At 35.3% G+C, this 22,077-nt stretch carries 18 protein-coding genes; 11 read left to right on the top strand and 7 right to left on the bottom strand.

Translation table 11 applies throughout. The annotated features are described in order from the left end of the window. Positions 1-195: 195 nt before the first annotated feature. From AC07XU_RS03700 to dcd, 5 genes are all read right to left on the bottom strand, one after another. The gene (locus tag AC07XU_RS03700; RefSeq protein WP_494942274.1) at positions 196-1,071 is read right to left on the bottom strand and encodes an SDR family oxidoreductase; all 876 of its coding nucleotides are present in this window, start codon (positions 1,069-1,071) and stop codon (positions 196-198) included. A 64-nt stretch (positions 1,072-1,135) separates the two neighbouring features. Further along, a complete protein-coding gene (locus AC07XU_RS03695; protein WP_494942273.1) occupies positions 1,136-1,909 on the bottom strand; it encodes an enoyl-CoA hydratase/isomerase family protein in 774 nt (257 codons plus the stop codon). Positions 1,910-1,914: 5 nt separating this feature from the next. After that, positions 1,915-4,635 (bottom strand): TonB-dependent receptor, encoded by a 2,721-nt coding sequence (locus AC07XU_RS03690; RefSeq protein WP_494942272.1) that lies wholly within the window; start codon positions 4,633-4,635, stop codon positions 1,915-1,917. A 1-nt stretch (position 4,636) separates the two neighbouring features. Then, positions 4,637-7,342: a TonB-dependent receptor plug domain-containing protein gene (locus tag AC07XU_RS03685; protein WP_494942271.1), complete on the bottom strand. Its 2,706-nt coding sequence runs from the start codon at positions 7,340-7,342 to the stop codon at positions 4,637-4,639. A gap of 79 nt (positions 7,343-7,421) precedes the next feature. Beyond that, positions 7,422-7,958 (bottom strand): dCTP deaminase, encoded by a 537-nt coding sequence (gene dcd / locus AC07XU_RS03680; protein ID WP_494942270.1) that lies wholly within the window; start codon positions 7,956-7,958, stop codon positions 7,422-7,424. Between the two features lie 67 nt (positions 7,959-8,025). On the opposite strand from dcd, the gene AC07XU_RS03675 reads away from it, so the two are divergent. The 3 genes from AC07XU_RS03675 to AC07XU_RS03665 all read left to right on the top strand — a co-directional run bounded on the left by AC07XU_RS03675 (position 8,026) and on the right by AC07XU_RS03665 (position 10,168). Beyond that, a complete protein-coding gene (locus AC07XU_RS03675) occupies positions 8,026-8,667 on the top strand; it encodes a 4'-phosphopantetheinyl transferase family protein (RefSeq protein WP_494942269.1) in 642 nt (213 codons plus the stop codon). Between the two features lie 73 nt (positions 8,668-8,740). Continuing rightward, a complete protein-coding gene (gene lipB, locus AC07XU_RS03670) occupies positions 8,741-9,436 on the top strand; it encodes a lipoyl(octanoyl) transferase LipB (protein ID WP_494942268.1) in 696 nt (231 codons plus the stop codon). A gap of 33 nt (positions 9,437-9,469) precedes the next feature. Beyond that, on the top strand, positions 9,470-10,168 hold the full coding sequence (locus AC07XU_RS03665) for an SGNH/GDSL hydrolase family protein (protein WP_494942267.1): 699 nt from the start codon (positions 9,470-9,472) through the stop codon (positions 10,166-10,168). Here AC07XU_RS03665 and AC07XU_RS03660 read toward each other — a convergent pair. Continuing rightward, on the bottom strand, positions 10,165-10,899 hold the full coding sequence (locus AC07XU_RS03660) for an RDD family protein (protein ID WP_494942266.1): 735 nt from the start codon (positions 10,897-10,899) through the stop codon (positions 10,165-10,167). The genes AC07XU_RS03665 and AC07XU_RS03660 overlap by 4 nt on opposite strands. An 85-nt stretch (positions 10,900-10,984) precedes the next feature. Between AC07XU_RS03660 and AC07XU_RS03655 the strand changes: the two genes are divergently transcribed. From AC07XU_RS03655 to AC07XU_RS03625, 7 genes are all read left to right on the top strand, one after another. Further along, a complete protein-coding gene (locus AC07XU_RS03655; protein WP_494942265.1) occupies positions 10,985-11,935 on the top strand; it encodes a stage II sporulation protein M in 951 nt (316 codons plus the stop codon). Position 11,936: 1 nt separating this feature from the next. Further along, positions 11,937-12,821: a hypothetical protein gene (locus AC07XU_RS03650; protein ID WP_494942264.1), complete on the top strand. Its 885-nt coding sequence runs from the start codon at positions 11,937-11,939 to the stop codon at positions 12,819-12,821. A gap of 1 nt (position 12,822) precedes the next feature. Further along, positions 12,823-13,569, top strand: coding sequence for a hypothetical protein (locus AC07XU_RS03645; protein ID WP_494942263.1), 747 nt, complete (start codon positions 12,823-12,825; stop codon positions 13,567-13,569). Continuing rightward, a complete protein-coding gene (locus tag AC07XU_RS03640; RefSeq protein ID WP_494942262.1) occupies positions 13,566-14,747 on the top strand; it encodes a DUF4350 domain-containing protein in 1,182 nt (393 codons plus the stop codon). The genes AC07XU_RS03645 and AC07XU_RS03640 overlap by 4 nt, the downstream gene beginning before the upstream one ends. Before the next feature lie 28 nt (positions 14,748-14,775). After that, positions 14,776-15,753 carry an AAA family ATPase gene (locus AC07XU_RS03635; protein ID WP_494942261.1) on the top strand — a complete coding sequence of 326 codons (978 nt, stop codon included), beginning with the start codon at positions 14,776-14,778 and terminating at the stop codon, positions 15,751-15,753. 140 nt (positions 15,754-15,893) lie between these two features. Next, positions 15,894-17,240 carry a DUF58 domain-containing protein gene (locus AC07XU_RS03630; protein WP_494942260.1) on the top strand — a complete coding sequence of 449 codons (1,347 nt, stop codon included), beginning with the start codon at positions 15,894-15,896 and terminating at the stop codon, positions 17,238-17,240. Positions 17,241-17,377: 137 nt separating this feature from the next. Further along, positions 17,378-18,292 (top strand): AEC family transporter, encoded by a 915-nt coding sequence (locus tag AC07XU_RS03625; RefSeq protein WP_494942259.1) that lies wholly within the window; start codon positions 17,378-17,380, stop codon positions 18,290-18,292. A gap of 1,298 nt (positions 18,293-19,590) precedes the next feature. Here AC07XU_RS03625 and AC07XU_RS03620 read toward each other — a convergent pair. After that, positions 19,591-21,018, bottom strand: coding sequence for an L-serine ammonia-lyase (locus AC07XU_RS03620; RefSeq protein WP_494942258.1), 1,428 nt, complete (start codon positions 21,016-21,018; stop codon positions 19,591-19,593). A 68-nt stretch (positions 21,019-21,086) separates the two neighbouring features. Between AC07XU_RS03620 and AC07XU_RS03615 the strand changes: the two genes are divergently transcribed. Beyond that, positions 21,087-22,070, top strand: a complete 984-nt coding sequence (locus AC07XU_RS03615) for a TonB family protein (protein WP_494942257.1) — start codon at positions 21,087-21,089, stop codon at positions 22,068-22,070. Positions 22,071-22,077: the final 7 nt, after the last annotated feature.

Raw genomic sequence — 22,077 nt, 5'->3', positions numbered from 1 at the left:
ATTACGAAATTTTATAAGAATGATTGACTTGAAAGTCCAAATTGCCTCAAGTGATAATAGGTATATTTCCCTTACAAAAACATCTCACTGTTGTGTGTTGAAATTTGCCAAAAATTGGAGATTTTGAGGCAATATGATTCATTGCAATATCGGCTGGTGTCTCACCAGCTGATAGTATAAATTTTAAGAAAAAAATTAACTTCCCTTAGCAGATCTAGTCATTTGCTCTAACATATCCCACATTTCTGAAGGAATTGCTTCTAAGCCGTTCATTTGTCCGGCACCTTGCAGCCATTCGCCACCATCAATCGTAATTACTTCGCCATTAATATAGCCCGAAAAATCACTCATTAAAAACGCTGCTAAATTGGCAAGTTCTTGATTATCACCCACTCTTTTAAGCGGAACACGATTTTTAAAGTCGAATTTTTCTGCTAAATCTCCAGGTAAAAGTCTATCCCATGCACCCTTTGTAGGGAATGGACCGGGTGCAATTGCATTTGTACGGATACCATATTTGCCCCATTCTACTGCTAAAGACCTTGTCATGGCTAAAACACCGCCTTTAGCGCAAGCCGATGGAACTACATAAGCAGAACCTGTAAAGGCATAAGTAGTCACAATATTTAAAACTGTAGCAGGTTGTTTTGCTGCAATCCAATGTTTGCCAAAAGCCAGGGTACAATTCACTGTTCCTTTTAAAACGATATCAATTATGCTAGAGAAAGCATTGGCTGATAATCGTTCTGTTGGAGAAATAAAATTACCAGCAGCGTTGTTAAGTAAGCCATCAACTTTACCAAATTTTTCGATAGTTTTTGCCAATACATTTTCTACCTGTTCATAATCTCTTACATCGCATTGTACGGCTAAAACTTGCCCACCCGTTTCTGCTGCCATTTCATCGGCAGTTTTTTGTAACACTTCTAACTTGCGACTGGTAATTACCAAATTTGCCCCAAGTTTTAAAAAGTAAGTCCCCATGGCTTTGCCTAATCCGGTACCACCACCGGTAACTACTATTGTTTTGCCTTTTAAAGCATCGTCTCTTAACATTGGTTGATTGTACATTTTTTATAGATATGAGAAGTGAGATATTAGATTTGAGAATATTTTGTCTTAAACTAAAGCCCCTTTAGGGGTTTGGGGTTTTCTTCTGTAAGCTGTCAATAATTGATTTTAATATTGCTCTTGTACTCGGCGACCACCATTGTTTAAGCATAATTTCCAAATCAGCCGATTGATCTGAGCTGGTTATTGCGATTAAATCCTTACGGATATTCAATTTACTCTGCGACCAAGTGTTTCTTTCGTAAGCCATGTATTTTCGTGCTTTTCTCTCAGCTGCAGTTAAAATACTTTCTGGTTTTACCACTTCATCAACTAACCCAATGGCTAAAGCTTCCTCAGGTTGAAACAATTTTCCTTCTAATAAACTGCGGGTTGCATCGGCCTTGCCAAGCCAAAAAGAATAGAGCTCGAAAATACTATTTGGTACAATGATACCAACTGGAACTTCATTTAAACCGATAATATATTTTCCTTCGGCCATTACGCGAGCATCACAAGCAAGAGCAATAACGCAGCCACCTGCAGGACTATGACCGTTAATTGCAGCAATTAATGGGTTTTTAAAAGCTGTAATTTTAGCTGTAAAGTTTAGAAACAAGTGCCAAAAATCTTTGGCTTCTTGTTCGTTGTAATTGTAAAGCTCCATCAGGTCTAATCCGGCAGAGAAGAAGTGATCTTTGCCAGTGATAATTGCTCCACCAATATTTTCATCAGTAGAAATATTGGCTAACATATCTGTTAACTCTACAACCATTTCTCGGTTTATAGAATTAGATTTAGGCCTATTGAGTGAAATTATTGCTAATTTATCTTTTATGGTTACTGCTATTGTGTTCATGTTTTTTATTTGACTGTGTATGTGAGTACTTTTCTAGCTAAGTTTCCATCAGCATCTATACCTTCAATTACCATTCGATAATCTCCAGTTTGATCAGTGTTGTAGAAACTGATGGTGCCTTTGCCTGAATTGTCTGTTATTAAATTTGGCTCCCAAAAAACTGTTGGACGAAAATCTGGATTTGCATCTTGTTTAGTGTCATATTTGGGCGAATAAAACTGTTTTACTAAATAAAAACCCAATGGTTGGTATGCCAACATTCCCGGAGCTCTTGTGTTAAAAGTAGTGCGGCCTTGCCCACTTTTTGTAGTAATAACAATAACACCATTTTGGCCTGCATGTCCATAAATAGTTGTGGTTGCTACATTTTTTAACACTTCTATACTTTCAATATCTAAAATGTTAAGCTCTTCGAGCGAAACAGGAGTTGCTCCTAGCGCATCTCCTCCTTGTCCATCAATAAATGTTACCCCATCAACAATTACGGTTGTTATCCCATCAGTTCTTGTAGATTTAACATAGCCGTTTTCTACCCTCATGCCAACTAATCTGCCAGAAAGAAAGTGAGAAAGCGAAGTAGAATTTTTCATTTCATCAGCACTAAAAACATAATCCGCGTTTCCTGCGCCATTTAAATTTGCCGACGAAGGCGCTGCCTTATTGGCCCTTGCAACTATCTCTACTGTTTTTAACTGATTAACTCTTGTTAAAAAACCTTTTGACTCTTGGTCGTTAAAATATTCAGAACTTAGCTTTAAGTATGATTTTAGACTTTCATTTACATCGCTTTCTACATCACCTAAATTGTTATTTGCCAGTGCAAGTTGTGCTGGTAAATCATCCATGGTAATTTTAACACCTTTGTGATCGGTATTAGTAACAGCTTTAATAGCAAATTTATTGCCTTCATTAAAAGCAATCTGGTCAAAAACAAACCTGCCATTTTGATCTGTTTCTGTTTCGGTAGCAAAAATACCAGCAGATGATGACATAAGAGAAACCTTTCCTTTTACAACAGGCTTGCCGTTATTGGTTACTATGCCACTAATTTTCATTGCTTTTTCTGCCGGATAACTAATAGTAGGAAATTGGTTATTTGCTATATTAGACCAACTTATTTTCCGCCAACCTTGCGTAAGTAATAAATGATCAAGGTCTATTTTTGTCTCCACATCATTTTTTATAAAATAGCGATTTGGCTTTTCTACATAACCCACTAAATCTGAAGTTAGTAATAAGCTGGTCAAAATGTTACTTTCATTTTCAGGATCTGGTTTTACAACGGTTGTGTTGGTAACCGAAACAGAAAAACTACCTTGGATTGGTTTATTATTGTTTGTAGCAATAATTGTAGCATTAACGGCTCCTTTTTTCTCATATGTTGACTTTAAATCTTGCGGAGTTAATTCAATTTTATCACTGATATTATTGATAAAAGTAAGTCGCTCGGCTACTGGCATATTTTGTTGATTAAACAACGTTAATGTAGCAATACCAGAGGGAAAAGATGTTTTAGGCACAACAATATTTGCAATTTGTTTTGCAGTTGGTACTTTCGCAGTAAAAAGAACTTGTCCGTTATGTTGCAGTAATAAATTGAGCTCTCCTTTATTTACAAGATCAGAGCTAAGCATAACTTTAACCGTCATTTTTGCACTATCAATGTTGTTTGCTGCTAATACATAACCACTGTTTGCAGCCTTTGGGAGAGCGATTGTTTGTTCTGAGCCATCCTTAAATTTAATTTTTGCAGTGTATGTTTTACCAGCCATTGGATTAATAGCAAAAGAGCTCATGCCCAATAACGCTGTTTCGAATGTAAGAATTTCAACTCCTTCATTATCTATAACAATACCATTTATAGCTTCACCTAATCCATTTCCATTTACTGCTTTTACGGCAACCTTACAGGGCAAACCCTCAACTAAACTTCCTCCTTCCGGAAAAAATTGAACATCAACTTTGTTGGTTGTAGTTTTGATAGGAATTTGTTTTGTAGTTTTTACACCATCTGGCAAGGTAAGCGTTGCTACGATATAGCCACCTTTAAATTTGTCGACAGCAGTATTCGTAACGTTTACATTGAGCTCGCCATTGGTATTTGTAACAGCTTTACTAATTGGTGATTTTTTTGAACCAAGTACAATATGATAGTTTACTTGGGCATTTGCGTAAGGTATTGATGATCCATTTAAAAACTTAATAGTAGTAGCCACATGCTCTTTTCCGTTTTCTACACGATACTGAAAATTGGTTTTTGTGTAGACTTTATTTGTCCAGCCGTTTCCAATTTTAATCGTTTTGTCGAAGAAAAAATCAGGGCCAGCATTTCGCATCCATTGAGTGTAAGCTCTAATTCGATAATTACCTTCCGTTAGTGAATCGGATAATTTAAAATCTCCCCATGTTATGCCACTTTGCATTGGTATTTTGATCTTTCTAGCAATTGAGTCTCTTTCTGTTATAAGCTCAACATATAAAATGTTGCTTTTGCTAGATGGAAGAGACGTTTTGCTATCAGTTACATAGGCTTTAAACCAAATATTGTCGCCAATAGCATAGTAAGGTTTATCAAGGTGTAGATAAACCTTTTCTTGAGAATTTTGCTTCGTAAATTCTTCTAGTTTTTTAAGCAATGCCGTAAATGGATCATTGTCAATTGTAAATGCACAAAGGCTGAATAAACTAAGTACGGAGATGTAGAAAGCGAATAATTTTAATTTCATATTAATTAACTTGATAGGTAAATACATTTCTGCCGATATTACCGAAAGCATCAATTCCCTCTACAACAACTCTATAGTTGCCAGTTTGATCGGTATTAAAATAGTTTATTTGCGCTTTACCAGTTGGGTCTGTTACTAAGTGTGGGTTCCAGTAAACCGTTGTTCTTAAATCTGGTTTATTGTCTGGAGTTGCGGTATATTTTGGTGAATAAAACTGTCTAACTGCATGATATCCCTTTGGCGTATAGGTAACAATACCTGGTGAATATCTTGCATAATTATTTTCTGTTCCTGCACCTCTTTTGGTAGTAATAACAATAACTCCATTTGCACCTTGACTACCATAAATTGCAGTGTTTCCTATGTTTTTTAAAATCTCAACACTTTCAATGTCATTTAAATTAATATCATCAAGACCAAAATCCTCCCCCATATTCATTCCATCTAAAACTATTGCCATTGGTCTTGCTCCACCTAATCCCATACTTCTCATCATCACTGCTCTGCCGTTTACAACATTTATTCCGGCAACTCTGCCCTGCAAAAATTGAGAAAGCGAAAATGCAGTCTCTAAATCTTTGGCAGTAATTACTTTATCGGCGCTGCCGGCTCCATTTAAATTTGCAGAATTAGGCGCCGGATTTTTCTTTTCTACAATCTTCACTTCTCTTAGCATGATGGTTCTACTTAGAAAACCTCTTCTCATTTGCTCATCAAAGTATTTATCGCTTTGATTTAAGTAAGGCATTAATGATGTGTTGACATTAATTTCAATATCGCCGCTGTTTTTATTGGCCGTAACGATTTGATTTGATGTCATGTCTAAATCAATCTGTACATTTTTATTTTCTTTATCTGTTCTAGCCTGTACGATAAACCTTGTGCTATCGCCAAAAGCAATATCATTGAAATTAAATCGGCCTTCTGAATCGCTCAAAGTATCGGTTGCGAAAAATCCGCCAGATGAAGAAAATAAAGAAACTTTGCCTTTAACAACTGGTTTGCCACCTTTAGTTATACGACCACTTATTTTCATGCTTTTTTCTGGCTGAAATAAGATAGGAGGATTTTGGTTGTTAATGAAGTTTTTCCAATTAATTTTTCTCCAGCCTTGAGTAAGTAACAAGTTATCTAATTCTGCTCTGGTTTTTGCATCATCATTTAAAAAGTAATGATTTGGTTTTTCTACATAGCCAACTAAATCTGAAGTAAGAAGTAAACTAGTTAAGATGTTGCTCTCATTTTCTAAATCTGGCGTAACAATATCTGCATTGGTTATGGCTACAGAAAAACTGCCTTGAGTTGGTTTGTTGGCAGCAGTGGCACTTAGATTAAAGATTACATTTTCTTTTTTACCGTAAGTTGTCTTTAAATTTTCACTATCTATTTTAATTTTATCAACTGTGTTATTTACAAAAGTTAAGCGTTCGCATACAGGCTGATTACTTGGTGAAAATAAAGTAATTTGGGTAATGCCCGATGGAAAATCACTTTTAGGTAATGATAGTGAAGCTAATTGTTTTGAGGTTGGTATTTTGGCTGTAAAATATACGATGCCGTTATTGGTAGCTACTAGATTTAAATCGCCTTTGTTCATCAAATCTTCCGTTAACATAACCTTGATGGCCATCTTTTCACTATCAACATTATTTATACCAATTACATAGCCGCTTGCTTCTGCTTTGGGTAACGAAATGGTTTTTTCTGAACCATCTTTCATTTTTACAATAGCTTTGTATGTCTTTCCTGCAATCGGATTTAAAATCATGTTGCCCATACCAAGGTATTTGGTTTCGAAACTTAAGATCTCAGTATTTTCATTGTCTAATACTTTGCCGCTTACATTTTCGCCTAATCCGTTGCTGTTTATGGCTTTTATGGCAACTTTGCTTGGCAATCCGTTTACTAAACTACCTCCTTCTGGAAAAAACTGAACATCAACAGTATTAGAAGTGCTTTTAATTGGCACTACCTTAACCACTTTTTGCTGATCTGGCATAGTAAGCGTTGTGGTAATGTTACCAGATTTATAAATAGTTGGTTGATTATTGGTATAGTTTATCACCACTTCGCCATTGCTATTGGTAACCGCTTTTCCTCTACTTATATTTCTATTACTTAATTGAACTTCATAGCTTACCTCTCTATCGGCGTAAGGTTTCCCTGCTTTATCTAAAAATTTAATTGTGCTAGCTACTTTCTCTCCCTTGTCATCTGTAATCAATTGATTGGTTGTAGTAATAAATACTTTGTTGGCCCAAGAGTTACCGATTTTTATAGTTTTATCAAAGAAGAATTCAGGACCAGCATTCCGCATCCATTGCGTGTAAGCTCTTATCCGGTAATTTCCTTCGGTTAAAGAATCTGCTAATTTAAAATCGCCCCAAGTAATACCACTTTGCATTTGTAGCTTAATTTGCTTTTTTATAGAGTCTCGCTCATTTATCAACTCAACATACAGAATATTGCTAATGGTAGATGGAGCCGAGTTTGCACTATTGATTACATAAGCTTTAAACCAAATGTCATCGCCTATGGCATAATAAGGTTTATCTAAATGCAAATAGATTTTTTCTTGAGGATATTTCTTTGTAAATTCTTCTAACTTTTTTAATAATGCAGCAAAGGGATCATCATCATTAATAAATGCTGAGAAACTGAATATGCTAATTATGGCGATTGATAAAACAAGAAGGAATCTTTTCATGGATCATAAAATAATAAAGCCTTAAGTTACAAAAACCTAAGGCTTAAATATAATAAATCAATTAAAAGATTAGTTGATTTTAGAATTTATTCTTCCACATCATGCTCTCAACAGGCTTTGTGGTTTTGTTATTATACTTTGCATCGTTTTTTGTATTATACATGTTACCTATGTTTCCATCTACAACAAAGTAGATGAGTTGTCCGATTGGCATGCCAGCATAAATGCGAACTGGTTGGGCACATGAGATTTCTAATGTCCAAGTGTTACAAAAACCCACATCACCTTTACCTGCAGTTGCATGTATATCTATTCCCAATCTGCCAGTACTACTTTTGCCTTCTAAAAATGGCACATGTGCATGCGTTTCGGTGTATTCTAGTGTAACTCCTAAATATAAAGTGCCTGGTTGTAATACAAAACCATCTTTAGGAATTTCAAAATGATCAATTTTGTTGTGTGCTTTTGCGTCTAAAACACGATCTTTATAGGTAGCTAAGTACTTTCCCAAGTGCACATCGTAAGAGTTTGTGCCTAAGCATTCAGGCTTAAATGGTTCAATAATTATAGTGCCTTTATCTATTTCTTCGAGGATGTGTTTGTCAGAGAGTATCATTTTTAAGTATTTAGGGCTAAATTATGATTAATTTAAGATACTTTTGTACTGATTTTCGAAATAAGAGATGCCAGTAGTTTTTAATAAAGATATTGATGATCAATCCGTACTAGCGGTATGGAAAATAGAAGAAACAGAAGAAGCGCTTTTATCGAGCCTTCAACTTAAGCAACACGAACTTGATTTAATTAACTCATTAAGTGCCGGTAAAAGAGCTTTGCATTGGTTAGCAACACGAGTTTTACTCAGAACGATGCTCAATACAGCAGATTATATCGATTGCCAAATGGATGAACATGGCAAACCATATTTGGTAAATTCTGATACCCATATTTCATTAAGCCACTCTTACGATTATGCTGCGGTAATTATTAGCAAGGGTAAACAAGTTGGAGTAGATATAGAATTGATAAAGATGAAAATTAAAAGCATTAAGCATAAATTTTTATCGGATGTTGAGCTAGCACAAAAGCAAATTGGCGACAATACCAATGGTTTATACGTGGCATGGTGCGCAAAAGAGGCGATTTACAAGTGGAACGGCAAAAAAGGATTGGAGTTTAAACAACACATTCATATTAAGCCTTTTAAGTTAAAAGATGAAGGTTCACTACAAGCTTTAGTAGAGTTGCCTGGCGGTTTGAAAGAATTAACGGTTAACTATTTTAAAACTAAAGATGGTTACATGTTGGGTTATGTTGTTGCATAATTTTCAATAGATAAAAAGTTTAATTCCTCATTGGAATCCTTGCCAATGTAATAGTTAATTTTAATAAGACAAGATGAACAAAGTTGTTAAATTTATCGATTGGGGTTTAACCGATTATCAAGATGCTTGGGATAGGCAGGAGGAGATTTTTAATCAAACCGTTGCCCTAAAAACTAAAAATCGAACTGAAAATACGCAACTTGAAACGCCAAATTTCCTCATTTTTAACGAACACCAACACGTTTACACTTTAGGCAAAAGCGGTAAGCCCGAAAACTTATTGCTTGATGAGCAAGGTTTAGCAGAAAAACAAGCTACCTATTACAAAATTAACCGAGGCGGAGATATTACATACCATGGTCCAGGTCAAATTGTAGGTTATCCGATACTAGATTTAGATAATTTTTTTACTGATATCCATTTATACCTACGCACTTTAGAAGAAGCGGTAATTTTAACTTTGGCCGATTATCGTATTGAGGCTGGAAGATATCCGGGTTTTACCGGAGTTTGGTTAGATGCCGACAATGAAAAAGCACGTAAAATTTGCGCCATGGGCGTTCGTTGTTCTCGTTGGGTAACCATGCATGGGTTTGCCTTTAATGTAAATGCCAATTTAGATTATTTTAAAAATATTGTGCCTTGTGGTATAGACGATAAAGATGTAACCTCAATGCAAAGAGAGTTAGGTCATCAGTTAGATATGGAAGAAGTGAAAGGTAAACTCAAAAATCATATTGCTGATCTTTTTAAAATGGAATTGGTTTAAATCTTTTCCTATAATTTCTCCGTAACTTAAGGCATGAGGTTTTACATCGTAATATTTTCTTTTTGCTTATTATTGGCCTGTAATAAAAAAACCGAACAAGCCATTATCGATATGCCACAAAACGGAACAGCTTTAACTTATTTAGCTTTAGGAGATTCTTACACCATTGGCGAGGCAGTTCCTCAGCAAGAATCATTTCCTTATCAATTGGTAACACAATTAAAAACAAACAATATTGCTGTTGCTAAACCTAAAGTTATTGCCAAAACCGGGTGGACAACCGATGAGCTCCAAACCGCAATTAAAGCAGAAAATATTACGCAAAACTATGATTTTGTAACGCTGTTAATTGGCGTAAATAATCAATACAGAGGATATTCGCAAGACACGTATCGTAAAGAATTTAGGGAACTGTTAAATACAGCCCTCAGCTTTGCTGGCAAAAATAAAAAACGTGTTTTCGTAGTTTCTATACCAGATTGGGGCGTAACTCCTTTTGGTAAAAGTAGTGGCAAAGATATACAAACAATTGGCTCAGAAATTGATGCTTTTAATGCCATTAAAAAAGAAGAAACCTTAGCAGCAGGTGTAAGTTATACCGAAATTACTCTAGCTTCTAGAAATGCGGCTACAGACTTGTCATTGGTTGCCAAAGATGGTTTACATCCCTCTGGTAAAATGTATGCCGAATGGGCGGCAAAAGTAGCTGCTGCGGTTAAAGCGTCATATTAAACCGCTTTAGATGTGGTTTGGTTATAATCCATAATTACAGTTTTCAAGAAATCTAACTCGTTCATACCTTCTGGTATTTGCACGCTTAAATGGTTGGATACTCTTGCCGCCATCTTATAAATTAAATCGTGGTTAAATGTCTTCTGATAGGTGGTTAAAACTTCATGTATCAATTCTATATCTCTATCAGTCATCACGCTAACATTGCTAAAAACCGGTTCATAATCTTCTACCACAGGGTGAAAAGCAATGTGTTGAAATTGGGTTCTTGGTATAGTCTTAATTAGCGTTGTACCTGCAACAATATCTCCAATACGTTGTTTGTTTTCGGTTACGGCTACAGAAATTAAGGCACCTAGCCATTGTGTTAAGGTAAAATCTACTATCCTAAAAACCCAGCGTATAAAATATTGCCCCAAAGTTGCTTGTGAGCCATCAAGGCTGATGACTTTAATTTTCATTAATCGCTTACCAATGCTCTGTCCGTTCATAAAAATCTCGCAAATCAAATCGTAAAAAACAAAGCCGGCGGCATAAATACCAACCATTAGGGTTATTACCAGTCCTCCGCTGTTTAAAATCCCCATTAAGGAAAATAGAATTAGAAAAATAAAAAAGACGACTAAAAACAAGCCAAAATCTATTAAACGAGCAGCCACACGCTCGCCTAAGCCTGCAACAGGGTAATCTATATCTACATGCTGACTGGTATTTACTTTAACGGTTTCCATTGGTTCAATAATATGATTTTTATTTTTTATTGACTAATTAAAATTTTGTTTTATTTTAACGGAAAATTAATCCTCACACATCTTTATGAGAGAAGCCTTGTTTGTAAAGCAGAATTCTGATAAGTGGAAAAGCTACGAGACTTTGCAAACGGATAATCCAGATGAATTGGCTAAAAGGTTTATAGATATTACCAACGATTTGGCTTACGCCAAAACATTCTACCCCAAATCAAAAACTACTGCATATTTAAATGGAATAGCATCACTTTTACATCAAGCTATCTATAAAAACAAAAAAGAAGAAAGAGGTCGTTTTATTCGGTTTTGGAAATACGAGTTGCCTTTATTGTTCTTCAAATACCGCAAGCAGCTTTTATATTCATTTATTTTTTTCTTTGTTTTTTGCAGCATAGGTGCACTATCTGCCAAGTATGATGATCGTTTTGTTCGCTTAATTTTAGGTGATGCTTATGTAAACATGACAAATGAAAACATTGCCAAAGGCGATCCATTTGGTGTTTACAAACAAAGTGGAGAGTTTGCAATGTTTTTTCAAATTGCAACCAACAATATTTGGGTATCATTTGTAATGATAATTAGCGGTGCATTATTTTCTATTGGTCCAGTTTTTTTCCTGTTAAGAAACGGCATTATGATAGGCGCTTTCGAATACTATTTTTTTAGTAAAGGTTTAGGCGCTCAATCTATTTTGGTGATTTGGATACACGGAACTTTAGAAATTTTAACCATCGTTGTTGCTGGCGGAGCAGGTTTGGTATTAGGACATGGTTTGTTGTTTCCTAAAACGTATACCCGTTTAGTTGCCTTTAAAAATAGCGCAAAGGATGCCACCAAAATTGCTTTAGGCATTGTGCCTATTTTATTATTGGCAGCATTTTCTGAAGGATATATTACACGCCACACCGGGATGCCAGTTTGGTTAAGTATTAGCATATTGGCAAGTTCGTTTATTTTTATGGTTTGGTATGTGATACTTTACCCTATGCAATTACACAAACGCACTCAAAATCTTTAACATGAAAGAAAAAGTAGAATTTAGAAAACTACGCGAATTCGGAGAATTAATTGGTGATACATTTTTGTTTCTTAAACAAAATTTTAAACCATTAATGAAATCATTTTTTGCCTTAACAGGAATATTTATTGTAGGAGGAATTGTTAGTTCGATGATTGCTCAATTGCAATTGGTAGGTATTTCACAAGCTGCTGGAACAACTTACGATGATAGTCCGCGAAACATGATTTATAACGTAGGCTTTACTTATTTTCTATCAATGGTTTTTATGCTGTTAACTTATACTTCCATGTATGTTTCTGTATTAAGTTTTATTGCTTTATATATAGAAAAGGGAAATATTGCGCCCACAGTTGACGAGGTTTGGGCATACTTTAAATACTACTTTTTTAGAATGATGGGTAGTGGAGTATTGCTTGTTATTTTTTTTATGCTGTGTTTGATACTATGTGTTTTACCTGGTATGTATGTTTATCCGGCACTTACCATATTTGCGCCAATAATGATTTTAGAAAATGGAAGTTTTTCCCATTCATTTGATAGGTCATTCAAGTTGTTAAAAAACGAATGGTGGATTACAGCTGCGGTTATTTTAGTAATTAATTTAATATTCTATGCTTTTAGCACCATAGTACAATTGCCAGCAATTATCATTATGATGGTTGGTGCATTTACGCAAGGCGAAAGAACAATTACCAATGTTTATGCTGTAATTTCATCCATATCTCAGCAAATTTCTTATATCTTCATGATCATCCCAATCATTTGCTCATCGCTTATTTACTTTAATTTGGTTGAGCGAAAAGAAAACTTAGGCCTTTTTCAAAGAATGGATAGCTTAGGTCAAAACCCGGGAATAGATCAAACTGTACAAGAAGAATATTAGAATGCGTTTACTGCTTTTCATCATCTTTCTTTTTACTGGCACTTTTAGTGCCAATGCAACTGCTTTGCAAAAAAATAATGCAGATAATAAAGTTGTGATAGTAAAAAAGCCGTTGATAGAAAAGTTAGATAGCAGTAAAATAGCTGCTCGTAAATTTAGCGACGAAGCTATTTCTAATTACAGTAAACAGAAAGACTTTACTTATGATGATGTTGCTCCAAAAACAATGTCAATTTGGGATCGCTTTTGGCGATGGATTTGGAGTATGATTAATGAGTTATTTGATGGCAAGTTGTCTGGCTCAATTATAAAATATGTATTGATAGCTGTTGTTGTTGCACTGGTTGTTTATTTGGTAATTAAGTTAATTGGCATCGATTTTAAATTACTAACTGGTAAATCTAAAAATGTTGATGTACCTTTCGACGAGAGTTTAGAAAACATTCATGAGATTGATTTTGACGAACAATTAGCCATCGCCATGCAAAATAAAAACTACCGATTGGTGGTGCGTTTGTTATATCTAAAAACCTTAAAGCAACTAACCGATAAACGTTTAATAGATTGGCAGCCAGAAAAAACCAACCAAACTTATGTTTCAGAATTGTCCAATCAATCTTATCATCAGCAATTTGTAGATCTTACTTATCAATTCGAATACATTTGGTATGGTGAGTTTTATATCGATCAACCTACTTTCGAATCCATTCATCAATCTTTTAAAGATTTTAACCAGCAAACGGCATGAGTGGATTAAAGAAATACATCATCATTGGAAGTGTTTTAATTGCTGCATACTTACTTGCTCAATATTTTAAACCAAAGCCCACCAATTGGAGCCCAACTTATTTGGCCGAAGATAAAATTCCTTTTGGAACTTACATTTTGCGCCAACGGATTACAGATGTTTTACCCGGTACAGCGGTAAAAACCGTAAAGGCTGCAGTTTATAATAACCTAAAGGAGCGCCCAGCTGGCAAGTCTAATTATTTCATTATCGGTTCAACGGTTACTGTAGACAAGTTAGATTACCAGCAAATGGTAAAATACATGGAAGCAGGAAACCATATTTTAATTGCTGCTTATCAAATTAGAGGTGTTTTGGCAGATACTTTGAAACTCGAAATTACATCAGATTTTAATTTTCAAAGCAAAAGAAAATATCCTATCAACTTTGTTAACCCTAATTTAAAAAGAGAGTTAGATTACTATTTTGATAAAGGGATTAGCGACCAGTATTTTAATGAATTAGACACCTCAAAAGCAATAGTTTTAGGGAAAAAACAAAACGCTAAATCTAACTTTATTCAGTACAAATTTGGTAAGGGTTCGTTAATGATTTTGCCCAACCCTCAATTATTAACCAATTACAGTTTGCTCAGAGAAGATGGCGCAGATTATGCAGCCAAAGTATTTTCTTATTTGCCAAAGGCAGAAACCTTATTGTGGGACGAACATTACACCAGAAAAACTGGCAATGATAGTTCTGTCCTCAGAGTTCTTTTTAAATACGAACAATTGCGCTGGGCTTATTACATCGCTTTGCTTAGTTTAATTGTTTTTGTGTTATATGAAATTAAACGCCGCCAGAGAATAATACCTGTAATAGAAAGGCCAAAAAATTCATCGGTAGAATTTGTAAATGTAGTTGGTAGAGTTTATTACCAACAACGAAACAACAGAGATATTGCAGAGAAAAAAATTACGTATTTGTTAGAATACATTAGAAATAAATATCGCTTAAAAACCATAGATCTCAATCAAGAATTTAGAGAAACATTGATCAATAAATCTGGCGCAACAGCAGATGTAATTGAGGAAATTTTAGATCAGATTAAATTTATAAAAGCAGGTCAGATGGTAAGAGATGATCAACTCATTCGCCTTAATAAAAATATAGAAGAATTTTATAGACAAGACCAATAATTAATTACCACATAGACACATAGATATTATGGAACAGGAAATGTTTAACCAAAGAACAGATTTAACAGCTTTAAGTGAGGCAGTTGCAAAAATTAAACAATCGCTAGGTAAGGTTATTGTTGGGCAAAAAGATACAATTGATTTATTGATTGCTGGTTTACTGGCGGATGGACATATTTTATTAGAAGGTGTACCCGGAGTAGCTAAAACTTTAAGTGCAAAGCTTGTTGCTAGATGTATTTCGGCTACGTTTTCGAGGATACAATTTACACCAGATTTAATGCCATCTGATGTGTTGGGTACAGCAGTTTTTAGTCCGAAAACAGCAGAGTTTCAGTTTAGGCAAGGCCCTATTTTTGGTAATATTATTTTGGTTGATGAAATTAACCGTGCACCAGCCAAAACACAATCAGCTTTGTTTGAGGCAATGGAAGAACGCCAAATTACTGTTGATGGAAACACCTATGTTTTAGAAGAGCCTTTTATGGTTTTGGCTACTCAAAATCCGATTGAGCAAGAGGGAACTTATCGTTTACCAGAAGCACAATTAGATCGTTTTTTATTTAAAGTTGAGGTTAAATATCCAACTTTAGAAGAAGAAATTACCATTTTAGAAAATCAACATCAGCAAAAAACGGTTGATCAATTGGCAGAAATTACAGCAGTTTTATCGGTAGATGAAATCAAATCATTAAGGACAACTATAAAATCTTTATTTGTTGAGCCTAAATTGTTGGCTTACGTAGCGCAAATTACGCATGAAACACGTAACAACAAATCATTGTATTTGGGCGCTTCGCCAAGAGCATCTTTAGCTATGATAAACGGTGCGAAAGCAATTGCAGCAATGGGAGGCAGAGATTTTGTAACTCCTGATGATATTATAAAAGTTGCTACTCCAGTTTTATCGCACAGAATTATGTTAAGCCCAGAAAAGGAAATGGAAGGTTTAACGGCAGCAGATATTGTAGCGCAGATCATTAAAAAAATAGAAGTGCCGAGGTAATTGTTAAACCGTCATTTCGAACGAGCTTTTGTGAGGAGAAATCTCAATCATCATTAGGCTCCGTTAACGGATAACAACAAAATTTAAGAACAGCTATCTCGTCGCTGCGCTATCTAAATATGACGAATTGATTAATAAGAATGAAACAACTATTTCAAAAATTCTATACCGATTTATTTTTAGGCAAGAGGCTCTTCATCGCACTTGGCCTAAGCGTAGCTTTGTTTCTTTTTTCTTTCTTTTTATCTTTTTTAGGTGATATTCCTTACTTCTTTTTTGGCGCTTTAATTGTTCTAATAGTTGTTGATTTAGCGCTGCTTTTTCGCTCAGAAAGAACTGTTTTTTTAAGTAGAGAAGTACCCGATCGTTTAAGTAATGGCGATGAAAACGAAATTAAAATTTATCTAGAAAACTTTTATCCATTTGAAGTTACCATAGGAATTATTGATGAAATTCCTTTTCAGTTTCAAAAACGAGACATCTGGTTTGATACCAAATTATCGCCCCGCGAACAAAAAATAATAAGCTATAATTTACGCCCAACTAAACGTGGCGAGTACGAATTTGGGATATCGAGGTTATATGTACAATCGCCGTTGGGTTTGTTAAGTAGGAGGTTTAATATTGGTGCCGATAAAATGGTGCCAGTTTATCCATCTTTTTTAAAGCTAAGGCAATATGAATTAATGGCTATTTCTAATCGTTTAACCGATATCGGGATAAAAAAAATGAGAAGAATTGGTCATAGCATGGAGTTTGATCAAGTGAAAAATTATGTTGCTGGCGATGATTATAGAACTGTTAACTGGAAAGCAACTGCTCGAAAGGGCGATTTAATGGTAAACTCTTACACCGATGAAAAAGCTCAGCACATTTATTGCATCATCGATAAATCTAGAGCTATGAAAATGCCTTTCGAAGGTTTGAGTTTGCTCGATTACGCCATTAATGCAAGTTTAATTTTAAGTAGTGTAGCATTAGTAAAACAAGATAAAGCAGGGCTGATCACAGTTGCGCAAAAAATAGGAAGTATTGTACCGGCTGATCGCCGCCCAACGCAACTCAATAAAATAATGGAAGTGTTGTACAAAGAAAAAACCCGCTATTTGGAAACAGATATGGAAGCCTTGTACATTAGTGTAAGAGCTACTTTAAAGCAGCGAAGTTTGGTACTGTTTTTTACCAATTTCGAAAGCATGTCTGCCTTAGAAAGGCAATTGCCATTTTTAAAGAGAATTGCCAAATTTCATTTGCTTTTGGTTGTATTTTTCGAAAACACCACTTTAAAAACTTTAAGTGAAGTGCCTGCAAAAGATGTAGAAGGAATTTACATTAAAACTATTGCCGAAAAGTTTGCTTTTGAAAAGAAACTGATGATTAAGGAGTTGACCAAACACGGTATTTTAAGTTTGTTAACTACACCGCAAAATTTAACCGTAAATGTGGTAAATAGATATTTGGCCATTAAGGCCAAGCAGCAGATTTAAATTAAGGACGAAGGCTGAAGGAGGGAAGGTTTGTTTTTGTCATCCAGATCCGCCACGGCGGAGAAGGATTTCAATGAGAAATTTTGACACCATCATTTTATGTAAACACGAAACCAATTATCAATATCTTTGCAACAATGGCAAATTTCATCATCATTGCTTTATGTATTGTAGCTGGTATTCTTTTTAGAAAGACTAAAACCTTACCAAAAGATGCACACAAAGGCATCAATGCGTGGATCATTTACATTGCTTTGCCTGCAGTTTCGTTTAAATATTTGCCACACATTACATTTACAAAAGAGTTACTTTTGCCAGCACTAGCACCAATTTTTGTTTGGCTGTTGGGTTGGCTTTACATTACTTTTTACCAAAAATTAAATCCTAAAATAAGTTTGGCAACTGCCGGAGGTTTAAAATTAGCCAGCTCGTTAAGCAATACCTCTTTTATTGGTTTTCCGTTAATAATGGCTTATTTTTCTGAAAAAGAATTAGCAATTGCCATAATTTGTGATCAGGTTACATTTACAATTTTAGCTACATTAGGTGTAATTACTGCTATCAGATCTTCTCAAAATCAAAAATTGGATGTTAGAATGGTAGTTAAAAAAGTGTTTACTTTTCCGCCGTTTATTGCATGTGTTTTGGCTTTGATTTTACCTAGGTTTTTAAATTTATCTAGCCTAGATTCTTTATTTGATAAATTAGCCAATACCGTTGGGCCATTGGCTTTATTCTCAATCGGATTGCAATTGAAATTTGGTGGCTGGTATTCAGAAATTAAACACATCAGCATTGCCTTAATTTATAAATTGGTTTTAGCGCCTTTAGCAATCTCTTTAATTGTTATTGCATTGGGCATTACAGGTACAGTTGCAAAAATTACCATATTTGAAATGGCCATGCCAACTTTACTTACATCAGGTATCGTAGCCGATCAGTATAATTTAAACCCGAAAGTTGCAAATCTGGTTATTGGAATTGGGATAGTTTTATCATTCATTACCTCGGGTTTTTGGTGGTTGTTTTTAACTTATTCGGGATTGTTTTAAGTTGCTAAATAGTTTTTAGCCCTCGCTAAAGCTTGCCTCGGTTCGCCGCCACCGAGTGGCTCTTTCTTTTTTCTTGATAAAAAAGAAACAAAAAATCAAGGCTGCACCGAAATTAGCTAAAAATCAAATTTTCGGATTGGAAATGAAAGAACTCGCTTCGCTCAAACAGCTTTCATTTCTTGCAATCCTACAAATTGATTTTCTTAACGCTAATTCGCTGAGGCCGTATCTCAAACCGCTTAATCACTAGTTATTGGATTTGTGGCAATTAGGTTGTAATTACATTCTAGCTCATCTGGTTAACCAAAAAGTAGCAAATCTGGTTATTGGAATTGGGATAGTTTTATCATTCATTACTACGGGTTTTTGGTGGTTGTTTTTAACTTATTCGAGATTGTTTTAAGTTGGTAAATAGTTTTTAGCCCTCGCTAAAGCTTGCCTCGGTTCGCCGCCACCGAGTGGCTCTTTCTTTTTTCTTGATAAAAAAGAAACAAAAAATCAAGGCTGCACCGAAATTAGCTAAAAATCAAATTTTCGGATTGGAAATGAAAGAACTCGCTTCGCTCAAACAGCTTTCATTTCTTGCAATCCTACAAATTGATTTTCTTAACGCTAATTCGCTGATGCCGTACCGCAAAGTGCTTAAACCCCTATTTTCTGGCTTTGTGTCAATAAAGGCCGTCATTATATTGCAGGTTGCTGGGCGCTTAAACCTAAATAGTTGTAAAATCCTACGTTTATAGCCCTGATTGCAGTGAATGCCGATTCTTTCCCGATGAAGTCGGGATTAAAAGAATAGGCAGCAACGAAAAGCAGGACTGACTTAAATTTTTGTGATGTCTCTGCGCTTCAAATATTAAATACTCATTTATTGCCTCAAATCTTAATGCTCAAATTTATTTTAGCATTCTGGCAAACTCAAAGGGATGTTGGTAGCTAAACCTTTTGAAAATCAATTACAGTAGCTTTTATTAATGTTAGTCGGGCTATCACTCCAATCTTTTTGTATGCTTCGACTACGCTCAGCATTATACAAAAAGGATTTTCATTCTATCCCGTTTATTGAACTCAGTGCTGTAAAACTAATGCAGTTTGCTGGGTGCTTAAACCTAAATAGTAGTAAAATCTTTTGTTTATAGCCCTGATTGCAGTGAATGCCAATTCTTTCCCGATGAAGTCGGGATTAAAAGAATAGGCAGCAACGAAAAGCAGGACTGACTTAAATTTTTGTAATGTCCCTGCGCTTCAAATATTAAATACTAATCTAATGCCTCAATATCGTAATGCTCAAATTTACTTTAGCATTCTGGCAAACTCAATGGGATGTTGGTAGCCAAACCACCATCAGATGTTTCTTTGTATTTCGAGTTCATGTCTAAAGCGGTTTCCCACATCGTATTTACTACTGCATCTAAACTAACTTTTGCCTTGTCAGGATTACTTTGTAACGCAAGCTGACTAGCAGTAATTGCTTTTATAGCGCCCATGGTGTTACGCTCAATGCATGGAATTTGAACCAGGCCGCCAATTGGGTCGCAGGTTAAACCTAAATGATGTTCCATGGCAATTTCTGCAGCCATTAAAACTTGTCGCTGTGAGCCGCCTAAAACTTCTGTTAAAGCTGCTGCAGCCATTGCAGATGATACACCAATTTCTGCCTGACAGCCGCCCATAGCCGCTGATATTGTAGCACCTTTTTTAAAGATACTTCCAACTTCAGAAGCGCAGGCTATAAATTGGATAATTTTATCTTCGTTATAACCATCGCAAAAAGTGATAAAATATTGCAAAACCGCCGGAATTACACCAGCTGCGCCATTGGTAGGTGCGGTAACTACTCTGCCAAATGCGGCATTCTCTTCATTTACAGCTAAGGCGAAACAACTTACCCAATCTAAAATATAATTGAAGCCATTCCCGCCATTTCTAATAGCTAAAATCCAGCTATCATAATCTGTATAATTTTGGCCGTTAATTAAACGCTGATTTAATTTTTGAGCTCTACGGGCAACATCTAATCCGCCAGGTAAAAAACCACCTGTATGTGAGCCACGATAAATACACTCTTTAATTACTTGAAAATGTTGTAGAATGCCTTTTTTTGTTTCAGCTTCTGATCGCCAAGCAGCTTCGTTTTCCATTACCACCTCGCTCACTTTTAAGCCAGTTGATAAACACCAATGTAATAATTCACTCGCTTTTTCAACCGGAAATGGCAAATCTACTTGTTCTTTTTCGCTACCGTTTTCACCTTCTTTAACCACAAAACCACCACCAATAGAATAGTAGGTTTCTGAAAATGCTTTGCCAGTATTTAAAAATGCCTGAAAAGTAACCGCATTGGGATGGAAAGGTAAACTTTCGGCAAACAAGAAAATTAAATCATCATTATAAGAGAAGTTGATGATGTTACTTGCGCCAAGATTTAATTTTTGGGTCTCTTTAATTTCTGCAACTGTGCTGTCAATTGCATTTACTTCAAACGTAACCGGATCGCCTCCAGCCAAGCCTAATAAAATAGCAATGTCAGTACCGTGGCCTTTGCCCGTTTTTGCCAATGAGCCGTATAACAAAATTTTTACCTGCTCAACTTGGTCTAATAAACCTTCTTTAGCTAAGGCTGTTGTAAATTGTTGGGCAGCTCTCCATGGCCCTAAAGTATGAGAACTTGATGGTCCAATCCCTATTTTAAAGATATCAAAAACTGAAATTTGTTCATTTGGCATAAGTGCAAATTTACAATAGTTTTGTTATTAATTTTATAGCGTTATATTAGTAAGTATTAAAAATTAAAATGAAAAAAATCGTTCTCCTTAGCTTCGTAATGCTGCTGTTTTTTTACGCAAATGCACAAAAAAAACAAAATGTATATCTAGTGAAAAATAATGGCAAAGTGGTTAACATTAGAGATAGTGCCGACTTTGTAAGAATAATCGAAGAGCCAGACTCGGGCGAAATATATTTCAATTTAAAAGAATATTACAAAGATGGAAGCCCAAAATCAATCGGTAAGGTTTCTTCGTTTGATCCTAAGTTAATTAATGAAGGGCTTTTTGTGAGTTATTATCCAAACGGACAAAAGAAAAGTACCATTAATTATAAGAAGAATGTAATTACAGGCACCGCTTATTATTTTTTTGCAGATGGAAAAGTAAAGAAGAGATTAGAATATATTGAAGAAGATCCGATTGAAAAAAGGGCTGGCATTAAGAGTTTGGATGCGAAATTTAAACTCATTTATCAAGTAGATTCATTAGGGAAAATTTTTGTACAAGATGGCAACGGACATTTAATTGAAGAAACAAAAATGGGTAAAGAAGTGCTGGTGGAAGAGGGCGATTATAAAGATGGTTATAAAGATGGCGTATGGACTGGAAAATATCTATCAGGAAAATCTAGTTATACAGAGACTTATAGTTTGAGCAAATTGGTATCTGGTGTAAATACAGTGGGTGATAAAACTTACGAGTATACAGATCTTGGATCGCCACCTCAATTTAAAGGAGGCATTAATGAATTTTATAAATACTTAAGCCGATCAATAAAATACCCTACAGAAGCTTACAAAAGCGGAATAGGAGGCAGTGTTTATATGAGTTTTGTAGTTGAAAAAGATGGGCAAGTTGCTGATGTGAAGATTGATAAGCGAGTTTATCCGTCAATTGACGAAGAAGCGTTAAGGGTAATGAATGACTCGCCGAAATGGATCCCTGGAACGCAGCGTGGTTTACCAGTTAGGGTTAAATACAATATCCCAATTAGGTTTAATGTAAGATAATTGACAA

The sequence above is a fragment of the Pedobacter sp. GW456-11-11-14-TSB4 genome (genome assembly GCF_059424425.1).
The sequence above is the reverse complement of the archived record's forward strand: the minus strand, read 5'-3'. Positions and strand labels throughout refer to the sequence as shown.

Coding starts and splice junctions, on each gene's coding strand:
- AC07XU_RS03700 (WP_494942274.1), bottom strand. CDS start 1,071: ATGTACAATCAACCAATGTTAAGAGACGATGCTTTAAAAGGCAAAACA.
- AC07XU_RS03695 (WP_494942273.1), bottom strand. CDS start 1,909: ATGAACACAATAGCAGTAACCATAAAAGATAAATTAGCAATAATTTCA.
- AC07XU_RS03690 (WP_494942272.1), bottom strand. CDS start 4,635: ATGAAATTAAAATTATTCGCTTTCTACATCTCCGTACTTAGTTTATTC.
- AC07XU_RS03685 (WP_494942271.1), bottom strand. CDS start 7,342: ATGAAAAGATTCCTTCTTGTTTTATCAATCGCCATAATTAGCATATTC.
- dcd (WP_494942270.1), bottom strand. CDS start 7,958: ATGATACTCTCTGACAAACACATCCTCGAAGAAATAGATAAAGGCACT.
- AC07XU_RS03675 (WP_494942269.1), top strand. CDS start 8,026: ATGCCAGTAGTTTTTAATAAAGATATTGATGATCAATCCGTACTAGCG.
- lipB (WP_494942268.1), top strand. CDS start 8,741: ATGAACAAAGTTGTTAAATTTATCGATTGGGGTTTAACCGATTATCAA.
- AC07XU_RS03665 (WP_494942267.1), top strand. CDS start 9,470: ATGAGGTTTTACATCGTAATATTTTCTTTTTGCTTATTATTGGCCTGT.
- AC07XU_RS03660 (WP_494942266.1), bottom strand. CDS start 10,899: ATGGAAACCGTTAAAGTAAATACCAGTCAGCATGTAGATATAGATTAC.
- AC07XU_RS03655 (WP_494942265.1), top strand. CDS start 10,985: ATGAGAGAAGCCTTGTTTGTAAAGCAGAATTCTGATAAGTGGAAAAGC.
- AC07XU_RS03650 (WP_494942264.1), top strand. CDS start 11,937: ATGAAAGAAAAAGTAGAATTTAGAAAACTACGCGAATTCGGAGAATTA.
- AC07XU_RS03645 (WP_494942263.1), top strand. CDS start 12,823: ATGCGTTTACTGCTTTTCATCATCTTTCTTTTTACTGGCACTTTTAGT.
- AC07XU_RS03640 (WP_494942262.1), top strand. CDS start 13,566: ATGAGTGGATTAAAGAAATACATCATCATTGGAAGTGTTTTAATTGCT.
- AC07XU_RS03635 (WP_494942261.1), top strand. CDS start 14,776: ATGGAACAGGAAATGTTTAACCAAAGAACAGATTTAACAGCTTTAAGT.
- AC07XU_RS03630 (WP_494942260.1), top strand. CDS start 15,894: ATGAAACAACTATTTCAAAAATTCTATACCGATTTATTTTTAGGCAAG.
- AC07XU_RS03625 (WP_494942259.1), top strand. CDS start 17,378: ATGGCAAATTTCATCATCATTGCTTTATGTATTGTAGCTGGTATTCTT.
- AC07XU_RS03620 (WP_494942258.1), bottom strand. CDS start 21,018: ATGCCAAATGAACAAATTTCAGTTTTTGATATCTTTAAAATAGGGATT.
- AC07XU_RS03615 (WP_494942257.1), top strand. CDS start 21,087: ATGAAAAAAATCGTTCTCCTTAGCTTCGTAATGCTGCTGTTTTTTTAC.